The organism is Nostoc sp. (assembly GCF_054880495.1).
The window spans coordinates 1-14,898 of the sequence record NZ_JBTYKD010000176.1; the positions used below are offsets into that span (position 1 = coordinate 1).

Here is a 14,898-nt window from a genome sequence, read left to right on the forward strand (position 1 = left end):
GTGAGGGATTGATATCTACCACCAAGGACAAGGGTAGCGATCGCCTTGGCTCTGGGTATGTGAAAATCTGAAGTAATTATAAATAGGTGTTATATCTGCTGTTGCTGGAAAACCCTTACTAAGGTAATATAAATTTGGTTAATTATTTAATAATTGTAATGATTGATATAAAGAATTTATATTTACTAAAATATCATTTGTAACTAAAGAACCATCTAAGAAATTAGGATGATCTTTAGATAATGTTTTTCCTTCTCCTAGTAGGTAGTAATACTCAATATTTACTTGATTACAAAGACATCTGTAACATGTATTAACGTAAAGGGGTGAAAAAATTTCTAATACTTTAGTACCAGGGTTACAAAAAACAAGATTTGTAAGTGCAGCTCCATGTGGTGAAATGATAATTTTTGCAGACGAAAATATTGCTACCTGCTCAGTAATTGTAAAATCCCCAGGATCTAAAACAGTAAAGTCAAATTTTTTCAAAACTTGAATTATTTCATCTTCATTTAAAACTCGTCTATAATTAGCGTTTCTCCGAGTTATATATATTTTTTCTACTTCATTTATCTGTTTAATAACTGGATTAAACAAAAAAGATCGTCTAAGAAATTCACATACCCATAAAGGCATTGCTCCAGGTATACCAGGTAATGAAGGCACAACTAAACTATCTACTTTTAAATGAATATTTTCATTAGATTCTATTATTTTTTCTTTTGGAATACCTATTATTTTTAAACTTTCTTGCTGAAAATTATACTTTAATTGATTCGTTACAAATTTTTCTATATGATTGTAATTATTAGTAAGCTTTAATAAATGAATTCTTGGTAATACATCAAACATCCAATGAAAATAATTATACTTTCCATTTTCTGTAGCTAAAACAGATACAGTTCCATTAATTTTAACAATGTTTGGTAACTTTAGTTTCTGCAATAAGGGATGTTTTGCTGGCATATGTCCATTTATACCGCATATAAAAGATAAGTCTAATATAAGTTTATCATCAGAACTGATAATTGAACCTCCAGAGCCACAAATACGACCATTTTCAATTATTGCAACAAATGCAGAAGGTGTTTTAAATTCTTTGCCTAAATAACCTTTATTAAATCGATCATCAATATCTTCGTATATTGTTTTAGGTTCTATACGATATATATAATGTTCTGGATAAATCTCAATGTAGTCAATCTGTAATTTAGAATTTTTTGATGTCTTGATAAAATCAGTGTAGTTTTCATAAAAGCCCTTTGGTGAACCTATTATTTCAGAGCTTATAGGTAAATGCTCTAATCCAGTAAGAAGTAATTTTTTTAAAACTTGCTTGTATCTCATCTTTTGCTCCTTTCGATTGAATTGAACTGGGTACAAAAATTAACGCAGTTGCTTAGAGGATGTTTCTAAACAAGTGTAAATAGTAAGAATGCATAATTAAGCTTTAAAATTCTCAGTTCCTATCATAGGTTAAAGGCTGGCTCCTGTATGAACTGTGACGATCCAGAGGAGGAGCGAGCAATATCACGAATAATATGCAGGAGGGATTGTTGAGTTCGATTCGATGATACATACGGCGATAGGAGTAAAGGCAATGCCTTGACTACCAACCAAGAATAAGGGTAGCGATCGCCTTGACTCTGGGTATGTGAAAATCTGAAGTAATTATAAATAGGTGTTATATCTGCTGTTGCTAGAAAACCCTTACTAATGATTTTTTATTCCTTGTAATAAATCCGGGATACCTGCTGAAAAAGTAAATTCGCTAAGGCTTGATTCCCTACCTCATTTGGGTGTATGCCATCTCGAAATAAGGTTTCCACTTTTTTGCTAGGCAAGGTTGACCACTCGGACTCAGCGTCAATTAAAGGAACCTGTAAAAACTTTAACTGCTGAATAAATTCCAATTTATATTTAGGTGGATTGTTGGAGGGAACTAAGTTAGAAAGTTCAGGTACGAACAATACAAAAATAGGAATTTTTTGAATACGCACTAGCTGTACTGTAGTTTTTAGGAGCTGCATATTCTGTTGGAACTGGCGATCAGGTTCAACTGATGAAGGAGTTAACGGAAAATCAGAAGGGACAGAGCCAATTTGAAAAATTTTTGATAACCTTGGCCAAGTATACCGAGTCCAAGCTTCTTGAATTGCCAACAGTGGAGGATGAGTAGGAAAATTAGGGTCATTTCCTACAGGCGCGCTAGTACTTGTGGGTTGAGCTAAATCGTTGGTGCCAATTTCGAGAATGACAACATCACTATTAAAAGTACCAAATTCACGTAAATATCCTAAGTGGTTGCCAATTCCCCATGAACCAGCAGAGGCATTAAGGACTTCTACCGGATGTCTAGCAGTCAATAATTTAGACTTAAAAATCTCAGTAATTATTTGCTGTTGATCAGTAGGACTACCACCATTAAGAATGGAATCACCGATCATCAGAATTCTTAATACTCCTTGGGGCTTTTGGGGATTAATTGGCTCTGAACGCTGGGAGTATTGGTTATATTCTATTCTTTTACCAAAGCGAAATAATTTTTGGTTTGCTTGAAAGCGATAACCTGTATAAGGATCTGCTTGACTTAATACCGGATTACCTAGTCCGAGCAGAAGTCGGAAAAAAATTTCAGTCAATATTATAGCAACTGTTATGTAAATGAGTGTTTTATGTTTACGAAAAAATTTCTTCATTAATTTCTACGAACCTCGCTTTCATTCAATTTTTCATATTCAATCAAGCGTCTTGATAATAACATTTCTGGCTAGCATTCACTGGAAAGCCTAGTACCAACCTGCCCGTGCTGGAATGAAAAGTAGGATTATAAGAATCAACGCTACTAGAGCTAAAAGCCTCTTTTTTTACGTTGGCGAAGATAAGAAGATTTCACAAAATATAGATAAGAGTACTAGACATGCAGGAATAATCAAATCATGAGTAGGAAGAACAAGAACCCAATATCTTTTGAATTTACAGAACAGAAATTCGTGATAATTGTTTAACCGCCAAATAATAATTTTTTAGTTTTGTGAAATTTGCTCAAGTAAAAAACAATTAGCCAACTTAGCAAAAAGCTAAATGTCGTACATATTAATACCGGAACAGTATCTACCGATATAGGATAAATTTTATTTATAATAGGTCGGATAAATTCGATTAGCAAATGGTGTATAAGGTAAATTCCAAAAGAACATACACCTATGCTTTTAATAATATAGTTTTCTTGGAGTTGATTTGACAAAATCCCTGAAAAAAATCTCCTAATTGGATAGTCCAATAGCTTGGGCTACCAAATTCTCCACTTGTTGAATGAATGAAAACTACACCATAAGCTGCAATTCCTTTTAATAAATCTATGCCTGTCAACCTATGTGCTTTGTTCATTGAGTTATTCATAACAACATAATTAAGGTTTAAATTTCTCATGTTCTATCAAATGAATGGCTAATAAATCTACATTTTTGCACTTGAGTCTACAAGATATTCTGGCAAAACTTTTCTTTCGATAATCGCATGATAAACAGAGGTAAGATTTTGAGCGATCGCTTCCCAAGAATATTGCTGTTTCACAAGCTGTTTGCCATTCTCGCCTTGCTGTTGCCTCAGATTGGGAGATTTCAGTAATTGGGCGATCGCTTCTGTCAATGTTTCAAGTGTGCCCTCAACAACCAACCCAGCTTGGGCAGCAGCAACATTTGGAGAAATTTGAATTCCTGGAGTTATAATCACAGGCAATCCAGCTGCCATTGCCTCAGCGACGGCGATACCGAAATTCTCCGAAAAAGATGGTAAAATAAAGATATCTGACCCTTGTAGCAGCAAGTCTTTCTCTTGCCCCACCACAAAACCAGCAAAGGAAACTTGATGTGAGATGCCAAGGGATATTGCCAGGTTTTTTAGCTGAGTTTCATATTCTGCTTCTCCTGAACCCGCTACGATTAGGTGAAAATTATAGTTTTGTTCTACAAGACGGCCAAGTGCCTGTAGTAGTAAGTCCGGGCGTTTTTTGTAGTGAACACGAGAAAGAAACAGTATTATGGGTGTTTCTGTAGAAATGCCGTAAATGTGTCGTAGTTTTTGTTTGGCATCGGGTAAAGGGTGAGGAATATTCACCCCAAGAGGTAAAGTGAGGACGGGTGTCTTAACACCGAAATTACGGATATCTTCTGCTTCACCAGCAGATGTAGAATGAATAACAGCCGCACAATTCAGATTGTGATGCTCAATCAGCCGACTATAAACCTGTTTTTTCAAGCGACTTTGAGCTAGTGCCCAAGGTGACAATTGACCCATTGTGTGAACTAGATAGGGGATTCCTTGCCAACGCGCGATCGCCGCAGCACAAGTGGGAGCATAGGAAAAAAGATAGTGAGTTTCCACTAGGTTATAATTTCGCATATGTTGCCAAAGCCAAGGTCCTAACTCAGGAGAAAAGATATATTCTTTCATTCGGCGGGAAACACGGGGGAAAAACCAGATTGGCACTTCTTTATACTCGATACGCTGACGAAGAGGGACATCCAATAAAGTATTTCCATCATCATTGGTGGTGACAATTTCAATATCTGACCCAAGCTGGCGCAGGGTTTTGACCAAGTTTAGAATAACTTCAGTAGGTCCGCCCATAGTCAGACTGATGGAGGGTATGACTTGTAATATCTTCATCTATTTTTTAGGTTAATTTTTTTGGTCAACTTCACCAGGTAGTGGGTAAGTAGGTAAGTGGACAAGAATAAATCAAACGTTTTGAACAGAAAGATAGAGAATAAGTAGAACGGAAAGGGAGCTAAAACTCCAATGTAGTCTTTCACAGAATTGCTGCCTCAATTACTTCTAGATAAGCTTTAGCGACTGCTGATTTCTGATACCGTAAAAGGTGAGCAGGTGAATTGGCTCGGTAGTTAGCCAGTTGCTCAGGGTTTTTTAAGAGATTAAATAGAGTTTGCGTTAATGCTTGCACATCTCCATTGGGGAACGTCACACCACAGGGACCAATGGCATCTTTTAATCCTCCACCCTCTGAACCAACAATCACGCAGCCACAAGCAATACCCTCTAGTGCTACCACTCCAAAAGGCTCATCATAAAGAGAAGGAATAACCATAATCTGATGTTGATTAAGAAGACGGACTAATTCCTCTCCGACTTGAGAGCCAACAAAAACAACCTGTTTATCAATCCCTAAATTTTTAGCTTTTAGCTGTAGTTTTGCCTTCTCTGGACCATCCCCAATTATTGTTAACTGTGGGCGGAATCCATACTCTAGCAGATGTACTAACGATTCCAGTAATATATCAACTCCTTTCTCTGAAACCAGTCGCCCCAGAAAAACAATTTCTTGATTTTTTTCAGGTGACGGAATTATACGGAATAAATGGTCACGATATGGATTCTGTATCACAGTGGAAGGAGATTTTAAATGCTCTGCTATGGCTTCGCTAATTGAAATTGATACAGCGAACTGATTTATCCAATGCTTGATTTTGGCAATCCAATTATCAGCATTACCGCCAATTCTATTTATACTACCATCGATACTTCTGATCCAAACTTGATGGCGGATCACCCAAGGTTTCTTAAACAGTAATAATGGCCAAGCTCCCCTTAAACTAAGGCCATTATGAAAATAAACATCACACCACCTGACAAGCTTCATTAGCTTCATCCAATCAGGATTGCGAACTACTTGAAAAGGAAATGGCTTACCATTTTCATCGAGATTATTTCCCATAGTTTGGGTAACTACTATTACTTGATGTCCGATTTGGCTAAATTCACGAGCTAATATCTCTGCATTAGTTTCACTGCCACCTAAGCTTGGATAAAAAAATCTCGATAACAAGAGAATTTTCACGATATTTTATATTTTTTTGATTAAAAAAGAATTTATCCTGAATTCTGAATTCTTCTTCAATTAATAGACCGATCCGGATAATTAGTTACAATTCCTAAGTAAGTGGGTCAAATTAAATATAAAACCTCACCCTGCCTCTGGCTTCCCTCTCCTTACCAAGGAGAGGGATTGAGGGTGAGGTTTGATCTTATATTTAATTACGCCTACTTACTTACAGTCATTGCACCCCACACGCCAGTTGCTTCTTTCTTCCAACGCGAAGGAGCGTCAAAGCTGTGCTTTGTCTCTTTGGGGTTCTTCAGGAATGAAAGGTAATTTACCGAAGATGAATTAACTCAGCCAGAGTTTGTTGGAATCGTTCAAATCCAAATCTGGCAATCACTTGCTCGCGTAAAATTTGAGGTTGATAGAGGATGGGGTGAGGATAAGTACCTTGTAAAATTTGTATCAGTGTTTGGGCGATCGCATTTACATCATCAGGATTCACCAAAACGCCTAACTCGCCATTACAGAGGGCATCAACTGCACCATCTTGATTCCCTGCTAAAGTTGGTTTGCCACAAGCCACAGCTTCCAAATAGACAATTCCAAATCCCTCTCCTTTACTAGGCATAGCAAAAACATCGCAGAGATTGTAATAGTCACAGAGTTCTGAATCTGGTATAAATCCTGCTAATGTTACACAGTCGTCCAAGTTTAATTGAGAAATTAGTTGCTCAATTCGGGGGCGATCGCTTCCTTTGCCTACTAAGATGTAATGAGCATGGGGAATGGCTAGGCGAATCTCAGGCATTGCTAGTAAGATTTGGTCGTAGCCCTTGTAGCGTTCACTATTGTCTAATCGAGCTACGGTCAAAATGATTGGCTGTTCAACAGTTAAACTATAGCGTTCAAGTAAATATTGCGGCTTCGGAGCAATTTGGAAGCGCTGAATGTCAAAAGTGTTTGGTAAAACAGAAACTTTGGCTGGATTGAGATTTTGTTCCTGGAGTAGGCGATCGCGTGTATACTCACTAACTGCAAGAATGCGCTCGGCATGACATAAAGCAGTTTTTAGTGTAGGGTTTGTGATATTCCAAGCATCCACACCATGAGCAACAGCCCAGTAAGGTATACCAGTGAGGTATTTTAGCAAGTAGGCAACAACTGTGAAATTCACATGAGAGGAAATAATCAGGTTAGGGCGTTGCCAAAATCCATATCCGAAAATCTGACTAGCAAAGGCAAGGGTTCGCAAAGTTTTATTCCACTTGCCAGCAAAGTAAAATTGAGTGTTAGTTTTTAAAGAAAAGTTTGGCGTTTTGCAAGTATCGTGTTTCAGAAAAACTTCGTATTTTACTTCAGGATATAAACTTTGTAATGCCTCTAAGAGGAATGTCGAATAAACTTGAATTCCACCTTTGAATTCAAAAATATTCGGAAACCATAGATGTAAAAATAATTGATTGGGTTTGGGAAAATGCTTATTTTGTTCTTTTATTTGTTTGTATTCATTTTCAGTGGTAATTTTGCTCATTTTTGGAAAAGATCATTGACTTTACTGGTTAATTTTTGACGATATAGACTCCAATTCAACTGTTCTGCTTTGCGACGAGCGGCTCGCCCCATTTCTGCTAACTCTTGAGGATGGGAATAGCACCACTCAAGTTTTTCTTTGAGAGCCTCTGAATCACGAATAGGGACAATAAAGCCTTCTGTGCCATCAGTAATAATGTCTGGCCCTGCTGTGTGAGTGGTTGTAATCACAGGAATGCCACAAGCCATCGCTTCTAGAAGTACCAGTCCAAAGCCTTCTACTAAAGAAGGAAACACAAATACATTGGCATTACTGTAATATTGATTCAGCGTAGTATGGGGTACTGATGGGATGTAATTAACTCCCTCAGGAAGTTGGGAAAGCCAAGTTTCTGGAAATTCGTTCACACCTACTAGCATTAACTCTGCCTGCGGAAGTTGGAGTTCTTCCCATGCCTTGATCAGGTAATGAACTCCTTTGCGAACACCGACGCGACCGACAAATAAAGCCCGAAAAGTTCGATCCAGTTTAGGTTGGGGTTGAAAATACTCAATCGGTGCGCCGTAAGGGATAACCGTAATTTTGTCAGGACTGACCCCTTCTCTGAGTAAGGATTGCTGGGTAATGGAAGAGGCCACAAAAATATGGTCTGCTAGCGCCACTTCCTGCTCCTTGCGTCTCAACTTCCAGTCAGGTTCTTGTACTGCTTGCAGTGATCCAGACAGTGCTGGGAATCGTTCAGCCTCCTCTTGCTGAATTTCTCGCGCCATCCGGTAGAACAGGATAGGCAAGTCGTACAGACATAAAATTCCCTGCTGTTTAGCAACTTCAAAGGTAGTAGCAGCGCCATCTTCATAAGCATAAACTGCTGCCAGACCCTGGAGGTGATGCTTGGCAACATGGCGATCGAGAGAAGCATAAACCCAATCTACCGGACCTTGAGAACCGAAGCCAAAACCCTTACTGAGTCCAGTTTTAACCAAAGTCATCCGCATTGCTTCACTCCAAGGGTGCGATCGCATGGCTACACCATTTGGAGCAATCCAGGTACGCCGCCCTAGTTCATTAGTGATTCTATTGCGAATTTGAGCAGGAAGCAGCTTGAAGTAGTGGCTGAGACTTCCTTCTGGGTTATGGGCAATGGTTGTAATCACCTCTTGAAGTAGACCTGCCTCTCCTAACGAGATTGCAGCGTTGCGGGCGAAAGGATTACCTGTAGGATGTATCAGCGCGATAGGTATCTGGGACATTGAAGTATTCCTGTTGTTGTTTCCAGTTCTCTATCTGTTCGAGTCGGGGTAGAAGGAAAATAAATCCTGCCAAGAACCAGTAGTAGACTAGGAGAGTGTGATTGAACACAATCTGACTAGAAAATTGAAGCGCATGAATCAAAAAAGCTGATAGCGCTAGCTGTCGCAACAGAGGTCGCTTTAATTTCAGGAATGTACGCCACAGTAGATAAATGAGTATGACTCTCAGCAGATACCACAAGAAAAAACCTATAGGACCAATTTCCAAAACTATTCGACCCATTTCCGATTCATAGTAGACAGGAATGGTTTCTCTTAGAGGTAAATTTAGAATCTTACGCAATACTGAAGTTGCTGGATGAGTTGCGCCTGGACCATAACTATCCAGTCCTTTTAACTTCATAAATTCAAATGGCTCAATGAAGCCTCCCGAAATGCGACCAGATATATCATGATTGGAATTGATGCGGAATAATAAGGACTTGATAGCAGACTGAAACCAAGTTACAGTTGCAACAGCTATGGCGATTATAGGCACTGTAAACTGTTTTATCAAAGGAACAGCTGTTTTCAGATTAGTAAGTAATTGTGCGCCAAAATAACCAATTAAAAATAGAATTTCAGTGTAAAAAACACCACGAGAGCCGTTCATGAGCGAGGTGGCAATAATTAGCAGTAATTCTGCAATTGTTGCCCAACGCCACCATTGAGATTGCTGAATTGCTAACAGGGGAACTAATAATCCAAAGGAAATAATTGCATAAGCTGAATAACCAAGAATGTAGGAAAAAGTGCCCGTCACACGAACACTCGTGGAATTTCCATCTCCAAAAGTTGCAATATTTTGTTTTATATCTGGGGTATAGACGTTGAGGGGGCTTGAAGGAGGGCTAAAGAACTGTGCTACTGCTAATAGCCCGACTGGAATGACCAACAGCAGGTATGAGCGCAGAAATCTATATAATTCTTCTTCTGAACGAAAGAGATTGGGTAACATCCATATTAAAGGAATGTATAACAAGTATCCTCTTATTCCAAAAATGCCAATAATTGGAGAACCCAAGCTGGGATTAAAAACTTGTAATAGACACCAAGCTGTTAATAGCAAAATTACCGAAGCGATAGTTTCAGCTGCCGAATTGCCTTTGACACGAAAAGTTTTTTCAGTAGATGATAAAATGTAATAACGAAGATAAGCCCCTATAAGTACAATATCTTTCAAAAAATAAATGAACTGACTGCCTTGGGGTAGAACCCATTTTCGCAAAGCCCCTTCAATTACCGCTAACACTAGTATAGTTTTTATAGAAGTCCGCCAGTTTTGAACAGAAAGATAGAGAATAAGTAGAATGGCAAAGGGAGCTAAAACTGCAATGTACTCTTTCACAGAATTGTTGCCTCAATTACTTCTAGATAAGCTTTAGCGACTGCTGATTTCTGATGGCGTAAAAGGTGAGCATGTGAATTGACTCGGTAGTTAGCCAGCTGCTCAGGGTTTTTTAAGAGATTAAATAGAGTTTGCGTTAATGCTTGCACATCTCCATTAGGGAATGTCACACCACAGAGGCCAATGGCATCTTTTAATCCCCCACCCTCTGAACCAACAACTACGCAACCACAGGCAATCCCTTCTAAGGCAACAACTCCAAACGGCTCTTGCCATCGAGATGGTATAACCATTATTTTGTGGGTGTTGAGTAGTTCCATCAGTTCTTGTTCAACCTTAACCCCAACAAATTCTATTTGCTCACTGACAACCAAAACTCTTGCTTGCTCACGTAAATTAGATTCTTCTGGTCCACTACCAATAATTGTCAGCTTGGGGGATAGCCCCATTTGCTTTAGTTCAGCAAGTGATTGAATCAGTATATCTACTCCCTTGTCAGAAACCAGTCTTCCTAAAAACACTAAGTCTTTATTACGAGAACTTTTTGGTATCTCATAGAAGATATCGTCTCCATAGGGATTAGGAATAATGACTGACGGCGTGGAAATATGGTTAGCTAATGCTTGGCTGACTGAGATATTAGTTGCAAACTTGAGCATGAATTGCTTCAATTTGTCCTGCCAGCCTAAGCTACCATCTAGTCGAGTATACCAGTTATGATGAGCTATCACCCAAGACTTAGGACTAATTAATAGAGTCCAAATTCCTTTGAGGCTGATAGCAGGTTGAAAATAGATATCACACCACTGTGTCAATTTTAATAGTTTGAGAGGGCTAGGTTTACGAATGACTTCAAATGGAAATACCTTGTAGTCTGTTGCTAGAGCCTGCGTTACTAATTTAACTATGTGTCCTTGTTCAACAAATTCATGAGCAAGACCAGACACAACAGTTTCTAATCCACCAACACTAGGGTAAAAGAGCGGAGAGTAGATAAGTATTTTCACAAGAACTTTTAAGTGAACCTTACACTAAATTAAAAGTAGAATAAATAATAATTTACATTATTTAAAAACTCATATAAATGCGAGTTTAAACAATCAGAAATACTCTTTTAAAAAAGCTAAATCTAAATACAGAACTTCTTGCGTATGATAAGAGCGTATAGGATTTCCAATATCAACAATACGATATTGGTGTTGACGCATAAAAGCAACTAATGACTCAAGAGTACATTGATTTTGGTAAAGTTCAGCTAGATTGACCTCGCAGACAATGACAGGAGTTTGGTTAAAAATTCCGATAGCTCCTGCTAAAACCTCTAGTTCAAAGCCCTGCACATCAATTTTTAATAATAAAGGATCATGAACTAAGTTTAAAGATGGGACTATGTTATCAATCCTGTCAACTTCTACTATAATTTCTTTATCTGTCTCAGTTCCCGGAAACTCATCATTATGCCTTTTCTGCATATTAAGCAATGAAGAAGCAGGTGAAAATTTAGAAATATTAAGCTGTAATTGTGTCTTTCTACTACCACATGCGATCGGCAGTATACTAACTCTACTTGAATCCCAGTGAGTATTTTCTAATTTTTTTACAGCTTCAGGATTTGGTTCAAAACCATAGATATTTGTATTTGGTAACAGAGCTAAAGCAGTTTTAATAAACTGTCCCTCATTCGTTCCTACATCCAACACAGTTTGTATCTGTTGACGATGAAACCAATCCTTGTTAAGTAAACGATATAAAGTACCACAACCACCATTTCTCACTTTCAAATAGGTAGGATTATCAAGGATATAAGCGTAATTTTGAATTCGTATTCCTAGATAATTTAGCAGGTTCGCTAATCTAAACATTAACCAACTCTCCTTTTTTAGCTTTTAAGCAAATTGATATTTTGATATTACTAATAACTAACTGACTTGTATCTTCTAAAAAAGGGCAAAACTCTTCAATATTAGTAAATCCAACCTCTTTTAAAAGATTTTTTAGAGTGGATTGAGTATAGCCATATTTATGCTGAGGCTGCCAATCTTTGACAGGACGGTTTACACCAAAAGTTATATCAATAGCGGTTTGAGCAAATTCAGTTTCAAGTAATTTACTGACATTTACTAAATCAGGAACAGCAATAAAAACTTCTCCTTGCGATTTTAAGACTCGATACATTTCTTTGAGAGCAACTTTAGCATCATGATAACTTACATGTTCTAGAACATGGGAAGCATAAACTCTGTTCATGCTATTACTAGAAAACAATTTTAAGTTTTTGATATTTCCTAAGTAATCTGCACCAGGTGCAATATCAAAAGTTACCCATCCATTCAATTTTCCAGAAAATCCAATAATTAAGCTTTTTTCCAATGGTTGAGGTTTAAATGATTCCAGAACATATGCTGTAGAGTTTACTTGATTCAGAATTGCTTTTGTTATTCTGTAAAGCAGAGGATTTGTTTTTAGCCAAGTTTTTATTGCTTGTAACATTTTTAATTATTATTTTGCTAGTTGCTAAAAATGGACATTTTTGACTAATAATATAGTCCTCCAAGTTTTTTGAGTGGAATTTTAGCTATTTGAAGATTAAACGTCTTTCTAAATCTGAGATTTAACAGATAATTTCATTTTGGTGGGTGAATTGTCGAAATTAGTTTCATAACCTTTATAAACTATTTTCATCATTAACCATCGCTGTTGAATTGAATTTTTAGCTTGAGCGGAATGAAAAGCTCTTAAAATAAGCAACAATAACTCTAATATGTGCCGGATAAATAAAACAGGTTTTAACCAAAGTATCAAGTTTCCTCTATGTTTTAGCAATAAACGAAATCTTGCCTGATGAAAATTAATCACTCTATTTGCTGACCATGCAGAGTTCTGCATTTTATTGTCGTGAATAACGCCAGGTATATCTAAAACAGCGACGCGCCAACCTTTTTTATAAACCATCCAACACCAATCATTGTCACAATCTGAGTAGGGAAATCGAGCGGTATCCATACCTTTAGTAGAATTCCATGCAGAATATCTGACCAACAGGGGACTTGTAAAAATGATGTCACTAATACCCCAACGAATTTCTGCAAAAGGATACCATTCCTTAATATCCATTCTTTCCAGACCGAATTTGTGAGATAGTTGCTGTCCTAAGAGAAAGCTTAGAAGAGTAGGAAAGCGAGAACCAAAACCTGCTTTTTTACTATCGTGTCTTTCCACTGTAAAGCCAACTGCTGCCAATTCTGGCTTTTGTTCTATCAGCTTTACTGCAAGAGAAAGCGCTAACTCGTTTTTGATGAAATTATCTGTCTCGAAAAAGAAACACCACTGGAGATGAGGAAATTTTTGAGCAGCATACTGTACTCCAAAATTACATCCCGCACTAAAAGAGCGCTCTATATCTTCTGAAGGACAGAGGCAAATAATCTCTGTTTTTTGGTTTGAGCCTGTAAATTCTTTAATAAACTCAACACTACCGTCAGATGAACCAGCATCAAAAACAATAACTGCTGATTTCAATGAAGTATGCTTAAGGGCTTGAATTAGAGATGGTAGAGCCTCACGTAACAATGCTAGCCTGTTAAATGAGTTAATAATACCAACAAGTTCAATTTTTACTTGTGCTGTATCCAAAGTTTCTTGTTCAGTCATATGATGATTAACAAATTATGTAGCAAAAGTTTTGGCTGGCGCTAAAAGTTATGATTTTGATATCCAGGATAGGCATAGTTTTATATCAGAGTGTGATTGCTGAACTCGTAATTATATATTTGGCAAATGTCTTAACGTGCATTGAAAAATTATGATTTTGATACCAAGAATAAGCATTATCTGCGATCGCCTGCATCTCCATGTCATTTCCTAACTCATTCCCTTGAGGATTAGGAACCCAATAATGCTTCCCTGGTTCTATACCATCAATTACTGAGCCACTACTTTTGGTATTGATAGGTAATAGTCGGTGGGCACAGTAAGAAGCAAAAATACCTGACTTAGCTAAAAAATCGGGATTATAGTCGGAGAAAGCAGCAACAGAATCTGCCAAAATATCACTCACCTTTTCAGCAGATTGCTGTCCTATTTCTAAAATAGGTACTTTAGTAATTGAGGATAAATTTACTCCCGTTGGAGTTCCTATATCCCAAATTTCTTGAATGTTTAACCTGTGACAAACGTACTCCAAAACTGCTTGAGACTCTCGGTAAACTCTTGCGCGGTTAGCAACACCTCCAAAAATAACTAATCGATGCTGGCGTTCTGACAAAGGAAGTACTTTATCTGGTTCGCCGATGTTTGAAAAAACTGGTAGGAACAGAATTTGATGATGCTTGCCTCGGCTAATATTAGCAATTATTTCAGCATAGAGCTGTTTACTAGAAATACAGCGATCGCTCATTTGTGCCAAACGTGCTGCTAAATTTTTCTGTAAGGGCGATAACCAAAAAGAGCTAGTCCAAGGGGGTCCTGAAGCATAGACTTCGTGGAACATGGTAATGAGCGATCGCGTTGGAAATAAACTTTTCCATCGCTGTAACCCATCGACTAACCAAACTGGACAACCCCGCTTTGCATAGCCGTAGCCTACGTAATGTAAAAGGATGCTGGATGTGCGATCGCTTGATAATAAATTTAGCAGGGCATCAGGGGAGCGATGTCTACGATCGGCTACGCCCATGCTAATTTGGCTAACAGGAAAACCTTCAATTTCTGCTGCACCATTCCATGTGGGATTACCTACAATAAAATGGGTTTGAATATTGAAATCTTTGCGAAGCTGACGAGCTAGGTTGAGGGCATAGTCTCCTACACCATCAATTGCAGGAGGCAGTCGAGGTACAATGGAAGTTACATGAGTTAAATAATTCACCATCAAATAGTATGACTT

At 37.9% G+C, this 14,898-nt stretch carries 13 protein-coding genes; all 13 read right to left on the reverse strand.

Annotated features, from left to right (window positions below):
* Nucleotides 1-138: 138 nt before the first annotated feature.
* The 13 genes from ACYTXL_RS17360 to ACYTXL_RS17420 all read right to left on the reverse strand — a co-directional run bounded on the left by ACYTXL_RS17360 (nucleotide 139) and on the right by ACYTXL_RS17420 (nucleotide 14,883).
* Nucleotides 139-1,347, reverse strand: coding sequence for a glycosyltransferase family 61 protein (locus ACYTXL_RS17360; protein WP_461925820.1), 1,209 nt, complete (start codon nucleotides 1,345-1,347; stop codon nucleotides 139-141).
* 377 nt (nucleotides 1,348-1,724) lie between these two features.
* Nucleotides 1,725-2,642 carry an SGNH/GDSL hydrolase family protein gene (locus ACYTXL_RS17365; RefSeq protein ID WP_461925821.1) on the reverse strand — a complete coding sequence of 306 codons (918 nt, stop codon included), beginning with the start codon at nucleotides 2,640-2,642 and terminating at the stop codon, nucleotides 1,725-1,727.
* A gap of 562 nt (nucleotides 2,643-3,204) precedes the next feature.
* The gene (locus ACYTXL_RS17370; RefSeq protein WP_461925822.1) at nucleotides 3,205-3,390 is read right to left on the reverse strand and encodes a hypothetical protein; all 186 of its coding nucleotides are present in this window, start codon (nucleotides 3,388-3,390) and stop codon (nucleotides 3,205-3,207) included.
* Between the two features lie 69 nt (nucleotides 3,391-3,459).
* Entirely contained in the window at nucleotides 3,460-4,671 is a 1,212-nt protein-coding gene (locus ACYTXL_RS17375; protein WP_461925823.1) for a glycosyltransferase, read from the reverse strand.
* Between the two features lie 142 nt (nucleotides 4,672-4,813).
* A complete protein-coding gene (locus ACYTXL_RS17380) occupies nucleotides 4,814-5,860 on the reverse strand; it encodes a glycosyltransferase family 4 protein (protein WP_461925824.1) in 1,047 nt (348 codons plus the stop codon).
* A gap of 316 nt (nucleotides 5,861-6,176) precedes the next feature.
* Complete coding sequence (locus ACYTXL_RS17385; protein WP_461925825.1) at nucleotides 6,177-7,376, reverse strand: glycosyltransferase; 1,200 nt, start codon at nucleotides 7,374-7,376, stop codon at nucleotides 6,177-6,179.
* The gene (locus ACYTXL_RS17390) at nucleotides 7,373-8,626 is read right to left on the reverse strand and encodes a glycosyltransferase family 4 protein (protein WP_461925826.1); all 1,254 of its coding nucleotides are present in this window, start codon (nucleotides 8,624-8,626) and stop codon (nucleotides 7,373-7,375) included. Before ACYTXL_RS17390 ends, ACYTXL_RS17385 begins: the two co-directional genes overlap by 4 nt.
* On the reverse strand, nucleotides 8,586-10,013 hold the full coding sequence (locus tag ACYTXL_RS17395) for a hypothetical protein (protein WP_461925827.1): 1,428 nt from the start codon (nucleotides 10,011-10,013) through the stop codon (nucleotides 8,586-8,588). Before ACYTXL_RS17395 ends, ACYTXL_RS17390 begins: the two co-directional genes overlap by 41 nt.
* A complete protein-coding gene (locus ACYTXL_RS17400; protein WP_461925828.1) occupies nucleotides 10,010-10,960 on the reverse strand; it encodes a glycosyltransferase family 4 protein in 951 nt (316 codons plus the stop codon). The genes ACYTXL_RS17395 and ACYTXL_RS17400 overlap by 4 nt, the downstream gene beginning before the upstream one ends.
* Nucleotides 10,961-11,113: 153 nt before the next feature.
* Nucleotides 11,114-11,875 (reverse strand): FkbM family methyltransferase, encoded by a 762-nt coding sequence (locus ACYTXL_RS17405; protein ID WP_461925829.1) that lies wholly within the window; start codon nucleotides 11,873-11,875, stop codon nucleotides 11,114-11,116.
* Entirely contained in the window at nucleotides 11,868-12,503 is a 636-nt protein-coding gene (locus tag ACYTXL_RS17410; protein ID WP_461925830.1) for a class I SAM-dependent methyltransferase, read from the reverse strand. Before ACYTXL_RS17410 ends, ACYTXL_RS17405 begins: the two co-directional genes overlap by 8 nt.
* 108 nt (nucleotides 12,504-12,611) lie before the next feature.
* Nucleotides 12,612-13,664, reverse strand: a complete 1,053-nt coding sequence (locus ACYTXL_RS17415) for a glycosyltransferase (RefSeq protein WP_461925831.1) — start codon at nucleotides 13,662-13,664, stop codon at nucleotides 12,612-12,614.
* Nucleotides 13,665-13,749: 85 nt separating this feature from the next.
* Nucleotides 13,750-14,883, reverse strand: a complete 1,134-nt coding sequence (locus tag ACYTXL_RS17420; protein ID WP_461925832.1) for a glycosyltransferase family 1 protein — start codon at nucleotides 14,881-14,883, stop codon at nucleotides 13,750-13,752.
* Nucleotides 14,884-14,898: the final 15 nt, after the last annotated feature.

Bases quoted from the DNA above. Each gene is read 5' to 3' on its own strand.
- ACYTXL_RS17385 (WP_461925825.1), bottom strand. From the start codon at position 7,376: ATGAGCAAAATTACCACTGAAAATGAATACAAACAAATAAAAGAACAA.
- ACYTXL_RS17390 (WP_461925826.1), bottom strand. From the start codon at position 8,626: ATGTCCCAGATACCTATCGCGCTGATACATCCTACAGGTAATCCTTTC.
- ACYTXL_RS17405 (WP_461925829.1), bottom strand. From the start codon at position 11,875: ATGTTTAGATTAGCGAACCTGCTAAATTATCTAGGAATACGAATTCAA.
- ACYTXL_RS17360 (WP_461925820.1), bottom strand. From the start codon at position 1,347: ATGAGATACAAGCAAGTTTTAAAAAAATTACTTCTTACTGGATTAGAG.
- ACYTXL_RS17420 (WP_461925832.1), bottom strand. From the start codon at position 14,883: ATGGTGAATTATTTAACTCATGTAACTTCCATTGTACCTCGACTGCCT.
- ACYTXL_RS17410 (WP_461925830.1), bottom strand. From the start codon at position 12,503: ATGTTACAAGCAATAAAAACTTGGCTAAAAACAAATCCTCTGCTTTAC.
- ACYTXL_RS17370 (WP_461925822.1), bottom strand. From the start codon at position 3,390: ATGAACAAAGCACATAGGTTGACAGGCATAGATTTATTAAAAGGAATT.
- ACYTXL_RS17375 (WP_461925823.1), bottom strand. From the start codon at position 4,671: ATGAAGATATTACAAGTCATACCCTCCATCAGTCTGACTATGGGCGGA.
- ACYTXL_RS17415 (WP_461925831.1), bottom strand. From the start codon at position 13,664: ATGACTGAACAAGAAACTTTGGATACAGCACAAGTAAAAATTGAACTT.